This is a genomic window from Sphaerisporangium sp. NPDC049457 (assembly GCF_055586705.1).
This window is the reverse complement of the sequence record NZ_JBVJHR010000002.1, coordinates 535,282-553,221: the sequence shown is the minus strand read 5'-3', so window position 1 is coordinate 553,221 and position 17,940 is coordinate 535,282. Positions and strand designations below refer to the sequence as shown.

The following is a 17,940-nucleotide window of genomic DNA, read 5'->3' as shown; positions in this document are numbered from 1 at the left end:
GGCGAGCCGCGCGCCGCAGTGGAGAACGCGGAGAACGCGGCGATCCTGCATTACCGCCGCCCGGACGGGAACGACGACGGCTGGGGACCGCACGCGTGGAACGGGACCGCCCGTCCCACCGAGCGGGCCGCGCCCCTCCAGCCGGCCGGCACCGACGGCTTCGGGGTGTACTACCGGGTGCCGCCGGCCGAGGGGGCGACGAGCCTGAGCCACATCATGCACCAGGGCGACGACCAGGACCTGCCGTCCGGCCGGTCGCCGGACCCGGGCGTCACCGGCCACGAGGCCCGGCGGCCGGCGGCCACCGAGGGCGACCCGCCGCCGCGGCCTCAGGCACCGGGCGCCGACGCCGACCTGTCCAAGGCGGCGGCCCACTGGATCGACCGCGACAGCGTCGCCTGGAACCGCACGCCGTCCGCCTCCCTGGGGTACGCGCTGGCGTTCTCCGCCAAGGGCGACATCGCCTACGACGAGGGGGACCTGACCGGCGGCATCCGGCTGATCCGCCTGACGGACGGCGGCGGGCTCACCGGCGCGCAGAAGGCCAGGTGGCCGCACCTGGCCTCCTACGCCGCGCTGAAGGTCGACCCGCGCGACGCCGACGTCGTCAAGGAGGCGTTGCGCGGCCAGGTCGTCGCGGTCGAACGCGACGCGGCCGGCGTGCTGCGCGCCGCGACCGGCGTGCAGATCCCGGGCGTGCTGGACGACGTGTACGCCGGCGCGGCGACCGCCGGGCTGGGGCCGACGTGGCCGTCCTCGACGGCGTCCGCCTCGCGGCTGTGGGCGGCGGCGTCCGCCTCGCGGTCGTCGGCGGGGTCCGCCTCCCGGCCGTCGGCGGGGTCCGCCTCGCAGTTGTCGGCGGGTTCCGCGTCGCCGACGCTGTCGGTGTGGGCGCCCACGGCGCGCACGGTGGAGCTGGCCCTCTACCGGGACGCCTCCGGCGGCGAGCGCGACGTCCACCCGATGCGGCGCGACGACGCCACCGGCGTGTGGTCGGTGCGCGGTCTGCCCACCTGGAAGGGGCGCTACTACACCTTCCTGGTGACCGTGTACGCCCCGGCGGCCGGCGGGGTCGTCACCAACGAGGTGACCGACCCCTATAGCGTGTCGCTGGCCGCCGACTCGGCGCGCAGCCGGCTCGTCGACCTGTCCGACCGTTCGCTGCGGCCCGGCGGCTGGGCCACGCTGCGCAAGCCGGACGCCGTCCCCCAGGAGAAGGCGTCGATCTACGAGCTGCACGTACGCGACTTCTCCGCCTCCGACGCCACCGTCCCGGCGGGCGCGCGCGGGACGTTCGCGGCGTTCACCGGCGACTCGGCCGGCATGCGGGAGCTTCGGGCGCTCGCCGCCGACGGGCTCACGCACGTGCATCTGCTGCCCGCGTTCGACTTCGGCAGCGTCCCCGAGCGCGAGGCCGACCGGACGGAACCGCGGTGCGACCTGGCCGCGATGCCCGCCGACTCCGAGCTGCAGCAGGAGTGCGTGGCCGCGACCGCCGCCACCGACTCCTTCAACTGGGGGTACGACCCGATGCACTACACGGTGCCCGAGGGGTCCTACTCCACCGACCCGGACGGTCCGCGCCGCGTCCTAGAGTTCCGCTCGATGGTCGCCGGGCTGAACGGGGCCGGGCTGCGGGTCGTCATGGACGTCGTCTACAACCACACCTTCGCCTCGGGGCAGGACCCGAGGTCGGTGCTGGACCGCGTCGTGCCCGGGTACTACCACCGGCTGCTGGAGGACGGCACGGTGGCGAGCTCGACCTGCTGCGCCAACACCGCCCCCGAGCACGCCATGATGGGCAGGCTCGTCGTCGACTCCGTCGTCACCTGGGCCGAGCAGTACAAGATCGACGGCTTCCGGTTCGACCTGATGGGCCACCATCCGAAGGCGAACATCCTCGCCGTGCGCGCCGCCCTGGACAAGCTGACGCTCGCCCGCGACGGCGTGGACGGCAGGACGATCATCCTGTACGGCGAGGGATGGAACTTCGGGGAGGTCGCCTGCGACGCCCGGTTCGTCCAGGCGACCCAGGCGAACATGGCGGGCACCGGCGTCGGCACGTTCAACGACCGGCTGCGCGACGCGGTGCGCGGCGGCGGGCCGTTCGACGCCGACCCGCGCGTCCAGGGCTTCGGCTCAGGGCTGGCCGGCGCGCCGAACGGGTCGCCGGCCAACGGCGACGCCGGGCAGCGCAAGGCCCGGCTGCTGCACTACCAGGACCTGATCAAGGTCGGGCTGTCGGGCAACCTGCGCGACTACCGGTTCACCGCGTCCGGCGGCGAGGAGGTCACCGGCGCCCAGGTCGACTACAACGGCTCGCCCGCCGGTTACACGGCCGCGCCCGGCGAGGCGGTCTCCTACGTCGACGCCCACGACAACGAGACGCTGTTCGACGCGCTGGCCTACAAGCTGCCGCAGTCGGCGCCGATGGACGACCGGGTGCGCATGCAGGCGCTCTCGCTGGCCGCGGCGGTCCTGTCGCAGGGCACGGCCTTCGTGCACGCGGGCAGCGAACGGCTGCGCTCCAAGTCGTTCGACCGCAACTCCTACGACTCCGGCGACTGGTTCAACCGGCTGCTGTGGGACTGCTCGGCGGGCAACGGCTTCGGCGCGGGCCTGCCGCCCAAGGCCGGCAACGAGGCCAGGTGGCCCTACGCCAGGCCGCTGCTGGCCGACCCGGCGCTCAGGCCGGACTGCGCGGCGATCGGCGCGGCGCGGGCGCGGTTCGGCGAGCTGCTGAGAATCCGCTCCTCCTCCCCCGCGTTCTCGCTCGGCTCGCTCGCCGAGGTGCAGAAGCGGCTGTCCTTCCCGGTGAGCGGCGACGGCGAGATCCCGGGCGTGGTGACCATGCACGTGGACTCCTCCGGCGTCGACGCGCGCTGGAAGTCGATCACCGTCGTGTTCAACGCGACGCCGGACCCCCAGGCGCAGACCGTCGCCGCGCTGAAGGGGGCGCAGGTCGCCCTGCACCCGGTCCAGGCCGCCTCGGACGACCCCGTCGTCAGGCGGTCGGCCTTCGACCCCTCGACCGGCACGCTGACCGTCCCGTCCCGCACGGTCGCGGTCTTCGTCCGGTCCTGAAGTCCTCCCCGGACCGGCTCGGCCGACCGGCGAGCAGCTGGGGAAGAAATCTGCGTATGGGGGTGATGTGGCGAAGTGTCGCAGTAGCATCGCGGCGTGCGAATGAGCCATGTTGCTGTCGTCGTCGTCATGGCCGGAGCGGCTCTCGCCGTCCCGGCGAACGCTCAAGCGGCCGCCGGACCGGGCAACCCCGCAGGCCGGGCGGCGGTGCCCGTGGACGGCAGGGCGATCGACACCTCGCGCCCCGACCGGGTGGTGGGGAACGGGACGCCCGCGAGCTGCACGTCGGCGGCGGTGGTGGCGGCGGTGGCCAAGGGAGGGCTGATCCGGTTCGCCTGCGGGCCCAAGGCCGTCACGATCGTGATGACGGCCACGGCGAAGGTGCGCAACACCAGCAAACGCGTGGTGCTGGACGGCGGGGGGAAGGTGACGCTGAGCGGCGCGGGCAAACGGCGGATCCTGTACATGAACACCTGCGACAAGGCGCAGGTGTGGACCACGTCGCACTGCGACGACCAGCAGTGGCCGCAGCTCACCGTGCAGAACATCCGGTTCGCGGACGGGAACGCCACCGGGGAGCGGGCCGACGGAGGCGGCGGCGGCGCCGTGTTCGTGCGGGGCGGCCGGTTCAAGGCGGTCGGCTCCACCTTCGTGCGCAACCGCTGCGCCCCGACGGGGCCGGACGTCGGCGGGGCCGCGATCCGGGTGCTGGACCAGTGGCGTGACCTGCCGGTGTACATCGTGAAGAGCACGTTCGGCGGCGCCGCAGGCCAGGGCGGGGTGTGCTCCAACGGCGGGGCACTGAGCAGCATCGGCGTGTCCTGGGTGATCCTGAACAGCGTGTTCACGCACAACAAGGCGGTCGGGCGGGGAGCCAACCCGGCACGGGGCGGCACACCGGGCGGCGGCAGCGGCGGGGCCGTCTACACCGACGGCAACCGTTTCACCGTGCGCGTCGCGGGGTCCGTCGTCGCCGACAACACCGCGAGGGAGGGCGGCGGAGCCGTCTTCTTCGTCAGCAACGACCGGACCGGGACGCTGTCCATCGAGCGGTCGGCGTTCCGCCGCAACCGCAGCGCCGGCTTCGAGACCAAGGGTTTCCCCGGCATCTTCTTCCTCGGCGCGGGACGCCCACAGGTCGTCTCCTCCACCCTGCGATAAGCCCCTCGGGCGCACCGGGACACTCCTTCGATTCGGCTCCGGTGGGCTCGACGCCCCCGTCCTGGTGCCATCACGGGATGCTCCAGCCGTGTCTTGATCGCGTGATCGCTTCAATCCTCGGCCGCGCGCACGTTCGCCGCCGGGGACGTACCCGAACGACAGAGGTATCCGCTGTGGCGGGCGTGCTTTCTGACACGTCCTACTACGCACGGTGTTCACTTTGCGCGCTGCTATTATCACGCAGAGTAGCCGATCAGTGGCGTTCCGATGGTACGTCACCCCGTGGGATGGAAATACAGATGAGACGACTTGCTCGCATATTGGGCGTTGGCGTCCTACTTATCGCGAGTTCTACCGTTCTGCTGTCCGGCAGTGCCAGCGCGGCCCCATGTGGCCCTGCGGCGCCGACCACCACGGACTGCACGCTGACCGGCACGACCACCTTGTCCGGGGGCACGCTCACGTTGGCCGCGCCGGCGGCGCTGACCTGGAGCGCGACCTTGAACGGTAATACGCAGAACCTGGCCGACGCGACGGCCGCGCACCAGGAGTACACGGTCGACGACGCCACCGGCAACGCGGCCGGCTGGCACGTCACGGCGTCGGCCACGACCTTCACCAGCGGCACCGATACGCTCGCCGACAGTGGGACCTTCTCCACCAACGGCAGCATCACCTCGATCACCTCCACCAATGCGCCCAGCGCCACCTGTGTCACGACCTGCACCCTTCCGACCAACAACATCACCTATCCCGTCGCCATCACCACGGCGGCCACCACCCCCACCGCGGTCACCATCTACAGAGCCGCCGCCGCGACCGGCGTCGGTTCCGTCCTGATCGGCGGCAGCGCGAACGCCAACCCGCTGGGCTGGTGGGTGAGCGTGCCGGGTACCGCGGTGCCGGGCACCTACACCTCCACGGTCACGCTGGCGATCGTCGCCGGGCCCTGAACCGCCACCCGCGATCGAGGAGTGGCGGAGCCGTCGGAGGTGCTTGTTTGACATCGTCCAAAGACCGTGGCCGGCGCGCGCCACAGGCCGCGTGCCTCGTGGCGCTCGCCGTCCTCGCGGTCGTCACTGGGGCGGGCGCGGTCGACGCCGAGGCGGGTACGCCCGCACCGGCGCGCACCGGGGACGACGCGACCGGTGGCGCGTTCGCGCTGCGGCCGTCGCCCACCGCGGCCGGGTCGCCGCGCTCGTACTTCGACCTGACCGTGCCACCAGGCGGAACGGCACGCGACGCCGTCACCGTCGCCAACACCGGACCCACCACCGCGCGACTGAAGATCAACGTCACGACCGGCCTCACCGCGGCGAACTCCGGCACCGCCTACAGGACCCCTCCGGGCGACTGCAGCGGGGCGAGCTGCTGGGTGACCGGGCTTCCCGCCGCGGTGACCCTGGCCTCCGGCGAGCGCAGGACTCTGCGCTTCCGGGTCAGGGTCCCGGCCGGTGCGGCGCCGGCGCAGTACCTCACCGGCATTACCGCCGAGCGCCTCGCCCGGCCCGGGGCGGTCACGGTCGGCTCGAACGGGCGGGCATCGGCCAAGGCGGTCATCGTCCGGCAGGTCACCGTCGGTGTCGCGATCACCACCGGCGTGCTCGCCCGGATGCGATCGAACGTGGCCGTCCAGAAGGTCTCGGCGGGGTGGGTGGGGCCCACGCCGCGGCTGTTCGTCCCGGTGTACAACTCCGGCCAGACGTTCGCCAGGGCGAGGGGCACCGTCACCTGTGAAGGCCCCCGGAAGCCGCGCTCCTACGACATCGTCATGGAGACGGTCCTGCCCAACACCGGTGCGGTGCTCCCGGTCAACGCCCCCGGCCTCAGCGCCGGGTCGCTGACGTGCGCCGTCCGGCTGCGCGATGCCCGGGGACGGTCAGCCGGCTGGTCCGGCGAGGTCGAACTGCCGCCCCAGAAGCGGGAGAAGACCATCCACACCGGCGAGGGCGCGTTCACGGTCCTCCCGATCGACACCATCCCCACATGGGCCGTCGTCCTGGCGATCCTCGGAGTCCTGATCCTCGCGGCCCTGCTGACGCTGCTCGTCCTTCACCGGAGAAGCCGGCACCCGGCCTAGCACGTCGTCGCGAGGTCAGCCGGTCAGGGGCTCCGCGGACCTGGCCGGCTCGGCGATCAACTCGGCGAACTCGGACGGCCGGGCCAGGTGCGGGAAGTGGCCGCCGCCCGGCAGGACGGTGATGGTGACGCCGGGCAGCGCCGACTCCAGCCAGCGCCGGTACGCCGGCTCCACGTCCGCCCCGCTGACGTGGTGGTAAGGGATGCCGTGCGCGCGGATGGCGTCCATGTCCCGCGTGCGGCGCTCGCCGAGGTCGTCCGCGGGCGTGACGAGGATCTCGTCCCAGTATCCGAGGAGGAGATCCTGGCGGGGCGTCGTGGCCGCCCGGACCAGTTCGCGGGCGCCCGGGGGCAGCAGGTCGATCCGCATTCCCGAGATCGGCCGTCAGCGGTTCCCGGGGTGGCGGCGCGTCCGCTGCTGTATCGCGCAGCAGTCGCTCCCAGAGCGGCTCGGTGTCGAGTCCCGTTCCGGGGGCGCGGATCACCGGGATGCCGCGGGCGCGGGCCAGTTCCGCGGCGGCGGCGGTCAGCACCGTCTTCCCTGCTCCGGCCGGCCCGGTGACGATGAGGTGCCCCCCGACGCCGGCCGTGGCCTGGTCGAGCAACCGCTCGACCGCGGCCAGCTCCCTGCGGCGTCCGATCAGGGTCATCTCCGCAGCGTACCGACCGCCCCGCACCCGGGCGCGATCGGTGCTTCCTCCTCTCCCCGAGCCGCGCGAACGACATGGAGGGGTGTTGAGGCATGACACCGGATCGTCCGCGGCGGACGCCCGGCGAGCGCGAGATCATCGGAGCCGCCGACATCGCGAAATACTTGTCTCATAACAATATTAGTATGAGCCTAATTCTGGTACGGTACTTCTATGGACATCGACACAGGCGGCATCGACCGACCGGAGCCTCAGGAAGAACCCGTGCGATCCAGGCACGAACGGCGGCGACGCCAGACCAGAGACCGCATCGCCCAGACCGCGCTGACCCTGTTCGGCGAGCGGGGGTACGACGCGGTGACCATCGCCGAGATCGCCGAAGCCGCAGACGTCGCGAAACAGACCGTCGTCAACCACTTCCCCTTGAAGGAGGACCTTCTTCTCGCCTGGCACCGCCCGGTCGAGGCCGATGTGATCGAGATGATCGACCAGCTTCCTCTGGGCGCCTCACTGCCGGAGTTCCTCAAGGACGAGCTGCCGCGCCTGTTCGCCCAGCTGCCCGAGCTGCCGGAGGCGCCGGACGGCGAAGATCCGCGGGCCGTGGCCGACGGCCGGCTCGCCGGCGTCTTCGCCATCGTCCAGAACAGTCCCGCACTCCAGGACGCACTGCGGCTTCGCGGCTCCCGTTACCAGGACGACCTGGCGGCGATCCTGTCCGACCGGGTGCCCGCGCATCTGGGGCCCGTCGCGGCGCGGGCCATCGCCGCCTTCGTCCTGACCACCGTCACCGCCATGGTCGCCGAGGCGACGCGACTGCGCGACGCCGGCCGCTCACCCGAGCAGATCGTGTCCACCCTGACCGACACGGTCGGCCGAGCGCTGGACATCCTGCACACCGGCCTCGGGGATACCACCGGCCCGGCCGGAGGCCGAGCCGGCATTTGACGAACCCGGACCTCGGAGACACCGCCGGCTCGGTCAGAGGTCGAGCCGATATTTGACGGTGCGGTGGGTGGGGGCGTACCCGAGAGCGTCGTTGACGGCCCTCATGGGGGCGTTGCCGTCGGCGGTGTCGGTGAGCAGGCCGGCGAGACCGGGATGGCGCTCGCGGGCGCCGCGGATCGCCTCGGCCTTCATCCAGCGGGCCAGCCCGCGCCCCCGGTGCTCGGGGAGCACTCCGGTCCCGTAGTGCTGGGCGTCCCCCTTGCCGTCGCCGGGGACGACCAGCTCGGTGAAGCCGACGACCGAGCCGTCGGACTCGTCCACGGCGGCGACGGTGTGCAGCAACTCGCCGCGCTGCTCGATGGCACGCGCCGCGGCCAGCACCCGGTCGGCGTCCCAGACGTCCACCCCGAAGTCGGCCTCGCCCATCGGCATGTCGGCCATCGCCCGGCGGGAGGCGGTGAAGGTGTCCAGCAGGTCACCGGGGACGACACCGCCCCAGGACACCAGGCGGTACCCGGGGTGCGGCTTGTCGACCGCCGCGGCCAGGGCCGCAGCGTCGACCCGCGCCAGCGGCAGCCGCGCGAACGTGAGAGTCAGGACGGGACGGAAGCCGCGCGCGGCCAGGAAGCTCGCGCCGGGCGACCCCTCGGGGGCGTCGGCGCTGATCCGGCGGCGCAGGCTCTCGCGGGCGGCGCCGACGGCCGCGTCCAGCAGCAGGCGCCCGACGCCGGCGCGCCGCTCGGCGGGATGGACGTTGATCTCCAGCTCGGCCAGGTGCCGGACCCCCGGCCGGGCGAACAGGTACAGGAAGGCCGAACCCACCGGATTCTGGGCGTCATCGGCGGCGAGCCAGGCCAGACGGCGGCCGGAGGCGCCACGCTCGGGGTCGGTCAGCGGGGTGATGCGAATCGACACACGAACGCTCCGTCGTAAGAAGGCATGCGAGACGACGCGTGCCAGGGGCCTACATCGAACGCGCGCGCCGGCGAGGCCGGCCACCGGCTCTGTCGGCCGGCACTGTCGGCCGGCTGTCGGCGCGCGTCGGCCGGGGTCCGGGCACGATCCCGCAGAACGTATACAGCCCGGCCCGCCCACCGCAAAGCATTTACCAGTGATCTTCGTCCCGCTATGGAACCTCGGAAGCCGGCCGCTGGGAGCTCCGCGTCGCCCGTTCGCGGACGATCGAGGCGAAGCGCCGCGCCACCTCGTGCCAGGCCGCGGCGGAGGCCGGATCGTCGGCGAGGGCCGCCGCGTACAGCTCGTCCCGGTCGAATCCCTGCGCTCGCAGCTCGTCGCCGTTCCACTGGCGGATGCGCTGAGGGGTGACCTCGGGATGGAACTGCACGCCCCAGGCGCTCGCACCCACGCGGAAGGCCTGGTAGGGGCATCTGCCGGTCTCGGCCAGCCAGACCGCGTCCGGCGGCAGGGCGGTGATCGCGTCGACGTGGTGCTCGATGGCGGGGACGACATCGGGCAGACCGTGGAAGAGCGGGTCGTCCGACGCCTCGGGCCTGATGGCGACCGCCGTACTGCCGTGCTCAGGCGCCCCCGCGTCGGCCTGGACCTTCCCTCCGGCCACCGCGGCGAGCATCTGGCCGCCGAGGCAGACGCCGAACATCGGCACCGACCCGCGCAGGGCCTGCTCGACCAGGGAGCGGGTGGCGGGCAGCCAGGGCGCGTTGTCATCGTCGTCGGGCATGTAGCCGCCACCGAGCACGAGCAGGCCGTCGTGGGCGAGCCGCGCGGGGACGGCGGAGCCATCGAACGCGGTGACGACCTCCACCGAGACGCCCGCCTCGCCCAGCCACTCGCCGAAGCGGCCGGGGCCGCCGTTCTCACCGTGCTGCACGACCAGCACACTTGGCACCTCGGACATGGGCACCGATGCTACCGCCGCCGTCATCGAGGTCATCGCACCAGGCAGGTTGGATGGTGGCGTCGTACCAGAGCATGATCACGACGGCGGGCGCCGGCAAGGGTCGCGGTGATGGCGCGGACAGATCCGCTTGAGGACCCGAAGTCAGTCAGAGGTTGGGTCAGACCTCGCCGGGAGGCGCTCACCTACATCATCACTGTCAGAGGTCGAAGTGGGCGACGATGGGGGCGTGGTCGGAGTCGGCGGCGTCGCGGCGGGCGACGGGGTCCTCGGTGACCGAGGCGAGGCCGTGGCCGACGATCGAACGGATCTCCGCGACGCGTTCGATGAGGGCGCGGCTGGCCAGGATGTGGTCGATGAGCTCGCCCCGGCCGTTGTGGACGCGGGAGAAGCGCTCCGCCTCGGGGATCAGCGTGGCGAGGTTCCACAGCCGCCAGGCGTCGCCCCGGTCGGGGCGCAGCGCGCCGGCGGTGCCGAGTTCGGAGCCGGGCGGGCCGAGGACGATCTGCGTGGTGGCCGCCTGCGGCTCGTCGTTGAAGTCGCCGAGCACGACCACGGGCCGCTCCTGCCCGTGGCCGCCGACGAGCCGGTCGGCGAGACCGCGCAGCGTGGTGGCCTCGGCGGCCCGCCGGTACAGGGCGTAGGCGCCGTACCTGGCCCGCTCGCCCTCGTCGCGGGCCGCGAACCGGCCGCCGGGGAAGCTCAGCAGCTTTGACTTCAGGTGGCACACCGCCACGTCGAGCGTGATGCCCGGGCCCGGCTCGACCCGTACGGCGAGCATGCCGCGGCTGGTCTGGGCGATTCCCGGCCCGGTGTCGGTGCTCTGCACGGCCGCCAGCGGGGAGGTGAAGGCGGTGACGTCCTGCACGACGGTGACCGGGAGACGGCTGAGCACCCCGACCCGGATGCCCCGTGCGTCCGGATGCCGGGACAGCGCCGTGTGCCACTCGCCGCCGAGCGCCTCCACCAGGTCGGCGAGCGCGCCGGGGTCTCCGACCTCCTGGACGCCCAGCACGTCGGGGGCGATGCCGGCGAGCGTGGCGGCCAGCGCCGCGAGCTTCGCCTTGTACGCCGCCTCGTCGCGGGGGCCGAACTCCCCGCCGGGCCTATAGAGATTTTCCAGGTTCCACGTGCCGACGACGACCATGACCGCTCCCGTAGTGAACGCGGACGGGAACGTTCCCGCGGCGCGCTCACCCCCGTGACGCGGCCGGGAACAGGACCCCTCCCCCTGATGGACGCGGGAACCGGCGAGGCCGCCGCCCGCGGCTCCACTATGACCGCTCGCGCACCCGTCGGCCACGCGATCCGCCGACAACGCGGCGTTCTCGTCGCGGTCCGTCCGCAGGCGGGGGCCGTCCGCAGGCGGGGGCCGTCCGCAGGCGGGGGCCGTCCGCGACCTGCGACGGCCGTCGACGCGGCGGACGGGCCGACGCCAACGTCGCGTCAACGGCTATGAGGGAGATTCGACCGAACGAATCTGGCAATACGGTTCATGCATCCCAAATCGGGCATGGGGCGGTTAACCCGAGAACTCGACCCTCTCGAGGAGGAGGCTCAATGCTCACGCTGACAGAGACCGCCGCCAAGGTGATCCGTGACCTCAACACCCAGTCGGGCGAGTCGACGACCGACAAGGGCATCCGCATCTCCTCGCAGGGCGAGGACGCCGGCTCGCTGATGCTGTCGGTGGCCGACGGCCCCGAGAGCACCGACAAGGTAGTCGAGAGCGAAGGAGCCAAGGTCTACCTGGACCCGGTGGCCGCGACCGTGCTCGACGACAAGGCTTTGGACGCCGACATCGACGACCAGGGAGGCATCTCCTTCCACGTCGAGGATCAGTCCGCCTGATCTTTCTCTCGAAACTTTCAACGATCCGGTCGTCGGCCTGCGCGGCTCCGACGGCCGGTCCACCGTTGTGAGCTGTATGTTCACCCGGGGCGCCTTCGAACGCTCCACCCTCTGCGCACCGCTCCACCGTCGGCACCCTTGTCGTTTTCGGATGTGCTTCGTAACTTTCGAGCGGGACTCGCGTTCCCGTCCGGGCGAAGCGGAGGAATCTTGACGGGCGTCCCCCAGCGAGTGCGGAAGGGGCGCGTCGCCCGGTGCCCGCTCGCAGGCCGGGCGGCCAAGGAGCACATCCGGCTGATCATCGGGAGCCGTCGCCGGATGTCAGGGGCCTCGGTGGCAGGTGTATCCCCCTGCCGCCGAGGCCCCCGTTTCGATCCCGGTGCGGGGGGCGTCGCTCGGGGGCGCCCCCCGCACCGGGTTCGCCACTCGCCCGCGCCGGGCTGTCACAAACGCGGCGGCCGTCCTGTCTTCCTTCTGAACAGTCCTGTTCGGATGGAGGACCATATGACCGCTGAGCACGCGCACCTGCCCCCGGGCGTTGAGGTGATCGCCACACTGCCGGAGGCGACGGCCGGGATGCCGGCCGGCGCCGAGGCCAGGACCATCCGGGTCACCCTGCCGCCCGGCGACCCCGGCGCGCCGCCCCACCGGCACCCAGGGCCGCTCTTCGGCTACGTGACCCAGGGCGAGATCCTGTTCGAGCTGGAGGGGCGGCCGCCTCGGGTGCTCAGGGCCGGTGACGCCCTGTTCGAGCCCGGCGGCGACGTGATCCACCTCCAGGGCGCCAACAACCTCCCGGACGGGCAGTCGCAGTTGGTGGTGACCATGTTCGCGCTGCCGGGCACCCCGGTTCTGACCGTGGTCGGCCCGGAGGAACTGGCCGAACGAGGACACCAGCGGTTCATCCGGCGGTGATGGCCACCGATTCCCGATGACGCCGCCTCGGCGGCGGTCGCGCCCGAAGCCCCTCGCCGCGCCGACCGCCGCCGGCGGAAGCCAGGCGGACACCACCACCGGAGTCGGCATCGATGACTACACCGGTCGGCGTCGGGACACCTTCCAGCACCCGATGCAAACGGTTTGCAGGCGACTGCCGTATATTTGCGACCGTGACAAGCGACAGCGCGGAACCCGGTCCCAACGGCGGCTCGGCCGGCCGCGCCTCCGCCAGCGCCTCCGCCAGCGCCTCCGCCAGCGCCTCGGTCGGCGCCGGCCCGCGGCAGGGCGACGGCGCGGCCGTGCGCGCGACCACGCGCCGGCTCGCCGAGGTCGCCCGCAAGGTCGGCGTCAGCGAGGCCACCGTGAGCCGCGTGCTCAACGGCAAGCCCGGGGTCTCCGACACCACCCGGGCCGCGGTGCTGACCGCGCTGGACGTGCTCGGCTACGAACGACCCACGCAACTGCGCGGCGAGCGGGCCCGTCTGGTCGGCCTGGTGCTCCCCGAGCTGGGCAACCCGATCTTTCCCGCCCTGGCCGAGGTCGTCGGCGGCGCGCTCGCCCAGCGCGGTTTCACCCCGGTGCTGTGCACCCGCACCGCGGGCGGCCTGTCCGAGGCCGACTACGTCGAGATGCTGCTCGAACAGCAGGTCTCCGGCATGGTCTTCGCCGGCGGGCACTACATGGAGGCCGACGCGCCGCACGAGCACTACCTGCGCCTGCTCGACCGGCGTCTGCCGGCCGTACTGGTCAACGCGGCGATCGCCGAGCTGAGCTTCCCCTGCCTGGCCACCGACGACGTCGTGGCCGTGGAGCAGGCGTTCGGCCACCTGACCTCGCTCGGCCACACGCGCATCGGCGTGGTCCTCGGGCCGCGCGACCACGTCCCCTCGCGCAGGAAGCTCGCCGCCTTCCAGGCCGAGGCCCGTCGCGCCGGGCTGGAGTCGGGCCCCGACACCGTGGAGCACAGCCTGTTCTCCCTGGAAGGCGGCCAGGCCGTCGCGACCCGGCTGGTCAAGAACGGCATCACCGGCATCATCTGCGCCAGCGACGTGCTCGCGCTCGGCGTGCTGCGCGCGGTGCGCCGGCTCGGCAGGTCGGTGCCCGAAGACGTCTCGGTGGTCGGCTTCGACGACTCGGCGTTCATGAACTGCACCAACCCGCCGCTGACGACCGTACGCCAGCCCATCGAGGCCATCGGGCGCACGGCGGTCACCCTGCTGGTCAACCAGATCGACGGCGGCTCGGTCACCGCCGAGGAGCTGCTGTTCGAGCCCGAGCTGGTCGTGCGCGGCTCCACCGGCCCCGCCAGGACACGCGACTAACGCCTGTCACGAAAGCCTGCCCGGTTGAGCACCGTACGACGGCGCCGACACCACCGCACCACACCCCGCCGACCCGGCGCCGACAACGCCCACCGGACACCGGACGAAGCCTCCCCACCGGGCGAAGCCCCGGCCCCACCGGGCGAAGCCCCGGCCCCACCGGGCGAAGCCCCGGCCCCACCGGATGAAGACCGGCCGTACCGGATGAAGCCTCCCCGCGCCGGGCGAAGCCCTGGCCGCACCGGGCGAAGCCCCCCGCCCCACCGGGCGAAGACCGGCCGTACTAGGTGAAACCGGGTCGCATCGGGTGAAGCTCGCCGGCCGAGCGCAGGAGGGGATGGGGTCGCCGGGAGCAGGGTGCCGGTCGGGTTGCCGGGGGTCTTCTTGGCCGAGGGTGGGCGTCGGGTTCGGGTGACGTCGAGATGACAAGTCTGTTACCGGAAGTGACACTGTCACTTTTTTGCATCAGCAACATCAGAGTCTTGCTGGGTTATGTCTGTCTCTATATGTTGCTCCCAACCGGTTCACGAAGCTGTACCAGAACTTGGGCCTCGTAGTCGGGGGCAGTCCAGGAGGGAAACATCCATGAAACCCCGCAACCTCGCGATCCTGCTGAGCGCAGGGATCGTGCTCGCCGCCGCCGGATGCGGCGGCGGCGCCGGCGACACCCCTGACGCGCGGTCGTCGCAGGGCTCGGCGGCCCCCGGCGCGGAGGCACCGGTGACCATCGCGGTCGGCTGCAAGCCGCCCAAGAACAACCCCAAGGAAGCGGCCCAGTGGGACGCGGACGTCACGGCGTTCCAGCAGCTGCACCCGAACATCACGGTCGAGGGCAAGGACGCCTTCCCCTGCATCGTCCCTGAGACGTTCCAGGCCAAGCTGGCCGGCGGGGAGATGGAGGACGTCTTCTACGTCTACTACACCGACGTCCAGAAGATCATCGCGGCCGGCCAGGCGGCGGACATCACGCCGTACCTCGACAGCGTCCCCGCGCTGAAGAACATCCGCCCTGACGTCATCAGCGTCTTCAAGAGCGGAGACAAGGTCTACGGCCTTCCGAGGGTCAACTACTCGACGGGCCTGGTGTACAACCGCAAGCTGTTCACCCAGGCCGGCCTCGACCCCGACCAGCCGCCCAAGACCTGGGCCGAGATGCAGGCCGCGGCCAAGAAGATCGCGGCGCTCGGCCCCGGCTACGTCGGGTACGGCGAGTACAGCGCCGGCAACACCGGCGGCTGGCACTTCACCTCCTCCATCTACGGACGCGGCGGCGACGTCGTCACCCCCGACGGCAAGAAGGCCGCCTTCAACAGCCCGCAGGGCAAGGCCGTGCTGGAGAACCTCAAGCAGATGCGCTGGACCGACGACAGCATGGGCACCAAGCAGCTGCTCCGCTGGGAGGACCTCATGCGCATGATGGGCAGCGGCAAGCTCGGCATGATGATCGGCGCTCCCGACGTGGTCAAGGAGGTCAACAACACCTTCAAGGGCAAGTTCGACGACTACGGCGTGGCGGGGATGCCCGAGGCCACCACCTCCCTCAGCGGCGGCGACGGCTACATGTTCAACCCCAAGGCCACCCCCGAGCAGATCAAGGCCGGTCTCCAGTGGCTGGAGTACAAGTTCCTGACCCCCGGCCAGGGCCAGTTCGACTTCGAGCGGGCCAAGGCCGACGGGCTGCCGGTCGGACTGCCCGACATCGACCTGTTCGGCGACACCGAGCCCGGCAAGAAGATCCTTGAGCTGCGCAAGCAGTTCGCGACCATCCCCGTGGAACACTTCCAGCCGTACATCGACGCCAACGCGGCCGTGCGGTTCAAGCTGGAGCCGCCGAAGGCCCAGGAGATCTACGCGGTGCTGGACACGGCGATGTCCGCGGTGCTGACCAGGAAGGACGCGAACATCGACCAGCTTCTCGCCGACGCGCAGAAGAAGGTCGACAACATCCTGGCCAAGTCGAGCTGACCTCGGCCCCGGGGAGCCGGCCGCCACCGGCCGGCGCCCCGGCCACGCACCAACGCGATCGGGAGTACAGATGACCACGACGGCCGTGGCGGCAGCACGGCGCCGCGCTCCAGGGGCGAGGCGGCGCCTGGTCCGCCGCAACCTGACGGCGTACGGGTTCCTCTGCGGGGCACTGATCTGCTTCGCGTTCTTCTCCTGGTACCCGATGGTGCGGGAGGTCCTGCTCAGCTTCCAGAAGACGAACTTCGTCGGCCCGCCCGAATGGGTCGGCCTGGACAACTTCCGCACCGTGACGGAGGACTCGGCGTTCGCCCAGGCCTGGATCAACACGGCCGCCTTCACCGGGCTCGCGCTGGTCGTCGGGTACGCCGTGCCGTTCGCGGCGGCGATCGTCCTGAACGAGCTGCGGCACGCCAAGGCCTACCTCAGGTTCGTCGTCTATCTGCCGGTGATGCTGCCGCCGGCCGTCGCGGTGCTGCTGTTCAAGTGGTTCTACGACCCGGGCCCCGGGCTGTTCAACCAGATCCTCGACCTGGCGCACCTGCCGGCGCTGAGCTGGCTGGACTCCACCAGCACCGCGCTGCTCTCGCTGGTGCTGGTCTCCACCTGGATGAACCTCGGCACCGGCACGCTGATCTACCTGGCCGCGCTGCAGAGCATCCCGGGCGAGCTGTACGAGGCGGCGGAGCTGGACGGAGCGGGCCTGTTCAGGCGGGTGTGGCACGTCACCATCCCGCAGACCAAGCTGATCCTGCTGGTGATGCTCCTGCTGCAGATCGTCGCCACCATGCAGGTGTTCATCGAGCCGTACCTGCTCACCGGCGGCGGCCCGGAGAACGCGACGGTCACGGTCGCCTACCTCATGTACCAGTACGCCTTCAGCTTCGGCGACTTCGGCGGCGGCGGCGCGCTCGGACTCATGCTCATGATCGTGCTGATGGTGTTCTCGGCCGTCTACCTGCGCGTCTCGCGGGACAACCAGATCTAGGAGTCGACGACGATGTCGAGCAGCACAGTGAGCCCGAGCGGCGAGGTACGTCCCGGCCGGCCGCCGCGTCCCGTACCGCCGTCCGGGCGGGATCTCCCCGGCGGCGCCGAGGCGTCGCCCCCCGCGCGCAGGCGGCGCGGGAAGGCGCCGGAGCGCCAGTTCCGCGGCCTGGTGTCCCCGCAGACGCTCGGCACGACGCACGGGAAGATCATCTACTGGACCGTCCTGGTCACGGTGGTGGCCGGCTTCACCGCGATCTTCGTGTTCCCGCTGTACTGGATGGTCACCGGAGCGCTGAAGTCGCCGGACGAGCTGGCCCAGATCCCGCCGTCGCTCTTCCCGGCCTCCCCCGACTTCGGCGTGTACGCCGAGGCGTGGGACCAGCTCGACCTCGGCACCTTCCTGCGCAACACGGTGGTCTACGCGGCCGGGGCCTGGCTGTTCACCCTTGCCATCGACGTCACCGCGGCCTACGCGCTCTCCAAGCTGCGGCCGGTGCTCGGCAGGCTCGTCCTCGGCGGCATGCTCGCCACGCTGATGATCCCGCCGACGGTGATCCTGCTGCCGGCCTACCTGACGGTCAAGGACCTGCCGATCTTCGGCTTCAACCTGCTGAACACCCCCTGGGCGATCTGGTTGCCCGCGGCGGCCAACGGCTTCTTCATCTTCCTGCTCAAGCGGTTCTTCGACTCCATCCCCCGGGAGCTGCTGGAGGCCGCCGAAATCGACGGCGCCGGCCCGGCCCGCATCCTGTGGTCGATCGTGCTGCCGGTGTCCAGGCCGATCCTCGGCGTGGTGTCGATCCTGTCGGTGGTCAGCGTCTGGAAGGACTTCGTCTGGCCGCTGCTCGTGCTTCCGGACAGCGACAAGATGTCGATCAGCGTGGGCATCTCATCGCTGTCGGCGCAGATGCCGCAGAACGTGCTCATGGCGGCCCTGGTCATCGCCAGCATCCCGGCCATCGTGATCTTCTTCGTGTTCCAGCGCGGCATCATGGCCGGTCTGACCGCGGGAAGCCTCAAGGGATGACCGGGCGCGAGCCCCGCCCGGCCGCGCCGCCCCCCCGAGCCTGACGCACCC

The 17,940-nt window shown here is 71.6% G+C and carries 15 protein-coding genes and 1 pseudogene; 11 read left to right on the top strand and 5 right to left on the bottom strand.

The genetic code is table 11. The annotated features are described in order from the left end of the window. Positions 1-18 precede the first annotated feature (18 nt). The 4 genes from pulA to ACZ6QO_RS05700 all read left to right on the top strand — a co-directional run bounded on the left by pulA (position 19) and on the right by ACZ6QO_RS05700 (position 6,325). On the top strand, positions 19-3,084 hold the full coding sequence (gene pulA, locus ACZ6QO_RS05715; RefSeq protein ID WP_465847990.1) for a pullulanase-type alpha-1,6-glucosidase: 3,066 nt from the start codon (positions 19-21) through the stop codon (positions 3,082-3,084). Between the two features lie 102 nt (positions 3,085-3,186). Then, a complete protein-coding gene (locus tag ACZ6QO_RS05710) occupies positions 3,187-4,245 on the top strand; it encodes a hypothetical protein (RefSeq protein WP_465847989.1) in 1,059 nt (352 codons plus the stop codon). Positions 4,246-4,745: 500 nt separating this feature from the next. Beyond that, positions 4,746-5,198, top strand: coding sequence for a hypothetical protein (locus ACZ6QO_RS05705; protein WP_465847987.1), 453 nt, complete (start codon positions 4,746-4,748; stop codon positions 5,196-5,198). A gap of 47 nt (positions 5,199-5,245) precedes the next feature. Next, positions 5,246-6,325: a hypothetical protein gene (locus ACZ6QO_RS05700; protein WP_465847985.1), complete on the top strand. Its 1,080-nt coding sequence runs from the start codon at positions 5,246-5,248 to the stop codon at positions 6,323-6,325. A 15-nt stretch (positions 6,326-6,340) separates the two neighbouring features. Here ACZ6QO_RS05700 and ACZ6QO_RS05695 read toward each other — a convergent pair whose 3' ends face one another. Both ACZ6QO_RS05695 and ACZ6QO_RS05690 read right to left on the bottom strand, forming a co-directional pair. Continuing rightward, entirely contained in the window at positions 6,341-6,694 is a 354-nt protein-coding gene (locus ACZ6QO_RS05695) for an alpha/beta fold hydrolase (protein WP_465847983.1), read from the bottom strand. Positions 6,695-6,707: 13 nt separating this feature from the next. Next, positions 6,708-6,974 (bottom strand): annotated as a pseudogene (locus ACZ6QO_RS05690) (ATP-binding protein); the annotation flags it as partial. A 213-nt stretch (positions 6,975-7,187) separates the two neighbouring features. Between ACZ6QO_RS05690 and ACZ6QO_RS05685 the strand changes: the two are divergent. After that, positions 7,188-7,919 (top strand): TetR/AcrR family transcriptional regulator, encoded by a 732-nt coding sequence (locus ACZ6QO_RS05685; RefSeq protein ID WP_465847981.1) that lies wholly within the window; start codon positions 7,188-7,190, stop codon positions 7,917-7,919. Between the two features lie 33 nt (positions 7,920-7,952). Here ACZ6QO_RS05685 and ACZ6QO_RS05680 read toward each other — a convergent pair whose 3' ends face one another. The 3 genes from ACZ6QO_RS05680 to ACZ6QO_RS05670 all read right to left on the bottom strand — a co-directional run bounded on the left by ACZ6QO_RS05680 (position 7,953) and on the right by ACZ6QO_RS05670 (position 10,942). Further along, positions 7,953-8,834 carry a GNAT family N-acetyltransferase gene (locus tag ACZ6QO_RS05680; RefSeq protein ID WP_465847979.1) on the bottom strand — a complete coding sequence of 294 codons (882 nt, stop codon included), beginning with the start codon at positions 8,832-8,834 and terminating at the stop codon, positions 7,953-7,955. Between the two features lie 211 nt (positions 8,835-9,045). Next, entirely contained in the window at positions 9,046-9,795 is a 750-nt protein-coding gene (locus tag ACZ6QO_RS05675) for a type 1 glutamine amidotransferase (protein ID WP_465847977.1), read from the bottom strand. A 199-nt stretch (positions 9,796-9,994) separates the two neighbouring features. Then, the gene (locus ACZ6QO_RS05670; RefSeq protein ID WP_465847976.1) at positions 9,995-10,942 is read right to left on the bottom strand and encodes an endonuclease/exonuclease/phosphatase family protein; all 948 of its coding nucleotides are present in this window, start codon (positions 10,940-10,942) and stop codon (positions 9,995-9,997) included. A 413-nt stretch (positions 10,943-11,355) separates the two neighbouring features. On the opposite strand from ACZ6QO_RS05670, the gene ACZ6QO_RS05665 reads away from it, so the two are divergent. From ACZ6QO_RS05665 to ACZ6QO_RS05640, 6 genes are all read left to right on the top strand, one after another. Then, a complete protein-coding gene (locus tag ACZ6QO_RS05665; RefSeq protein WP_465847974.1) occupies positions 11,356-11,646 on the top strand; it encodes a Fe-S cluster assembly protein HesB in 291 nt (96 codons plus the stop codon). A 504-nt stretch (positions 11,647-12,150) separates the two neighbouring features. After that, positions 12,151-12,561, top strand: a complete 411-nt coding sequence (locus tag ACZ6QO_RS05660; RefSeq protein ID WP_465847973.1) for a cupin domain-containing protein — start codon at positions 12,151-12,153, stop codon at positions 12,559-12,561. Positions 12,562-12,755: 194 nt separating this feature from the next. Then, positions 12,756-13,907 carry a LacI family DNA-binding transcriptional regulator gene (locus ACZ6QO_RS05655; RefSeq protein WP_465847971.1) on the top strand — a complete coding sequence of 384 codons (1,152 nt, stop codon included), beginning with the start codon at positions 12,756-12,758 and terminating at the stop codon, positions 13,905-13,907. 585 nt (positions 13,908-14,492) lie between these two features. Continuing rightward, on the top strand, positions 14,493-15,872 hold the full coding sequence (locus ACZ6QO_RS05650) for an extracellular solute-binding protein (RefSeq protein ID WP_465847969.1): 1,380 nt from the start codon (positions 14,493-14,495) through the stop codon (positions 15,870-15,872). A 70-nt stretch (positions 15,873-15,942) separates the two neighbouring features. Further along, entirely contained in the window at positions 15,943-16,860 is a 918-nt protein-coding gene (locus ACZ6QO_RS05645; protein WP_465847967.1) for a carbohydrate ABC transporter permease, read from the top strand. A gap of 12 nt (positions 16,861-16,872) precedes the next feature. After that, positions 16,873-17,889 (top strand): carbohydrate ABC transporter permease, encoded by a 1,017-nt coding sequence (locus ACZ6QO_RS05640; protein WP_465847965.1) that lies wholly within the window; start codon positions 16,873-16,875, stop codon positions 17,887-17,889. Positions 17,890-17,940: the final 51 nt, after the last annotated feature.

Bases quoted from the DNA above. Each gene is read 5' to 3' on its own strand.
- ACZ6QO_RS05650 (WP_465847969.1), top strand. From the start codon at position 14,493: ATGAAACCCCGCAACCTCGCGATCCTGCTGAGCGCAGGGATCGTGCTC.
- ACZ6QO_RS05665 (WP_465847974.1), top strand. From the start codon at position 11,356: ATGCTCACGCTGACAGAGACCGCCGCCAAGGTGATCCGTGACCTCAAC.
- ACZ6QO_RS05660 (WP_465847973.1), top strand. From the start codon at position 12,151: ATGACCGCTGAGCACGCGCACCTGCCCCCGGGCGTTGAGGTGATCGCC.
- ACZ6QO_RS05645 (WP_465847967.1), top strand. From the start codon at position 15,943: ATGACCACGACGGCCGTGGCGGCAGCACGGCGCCGCGCTCCAGGGGCG.
- ACZ6QO_RS05640 (WP_465847965.1), top strand. From the start codon at position 16,873: ATGTCGAGCAGCACAGTGAGCCCGAGCGGCGAGGTACGTCCCGGCCGG.
- ACZ6QO_RS05695 (WP_465847983.1), bottom strand. From the start codon at position 6,694: ATGCGGATCGACCTGCTGCCCCCGGGCGCCCGCGAACTGGTCCGGGCG.
- ACZ6QO_RS05670 (WP_465847976.1), bottom strand. From the start codon at position 10,942: ATGGTCGTCGTCGGCACGTGGAACCTGGAAAATCTCTATAGGCCCGGC.
- ACZ6QO_RS05710 (WP_465847989.1), top strand. From the start codon at position 3,187: ATGAGCCATGTTGCTGTCGTCGTCGTCATGGCCGGAGCGGCTCTCGCC.
- ACZ6QO_RS05675 (WP_465847977.1), bottom strand. From the start codon at position 9,795: ATGTCCGAGGTGCCAAGTGTGCTGGTCGTGCAGCACGGTGAGAACGGC.
- ACZ6QO_RS05685 (WP_465847981.1), top strand. From the start codon at position 7,188: ATGGACATCGACACAGGCGGCATCGACCGACCGGAGCCTCAGGAAGAA.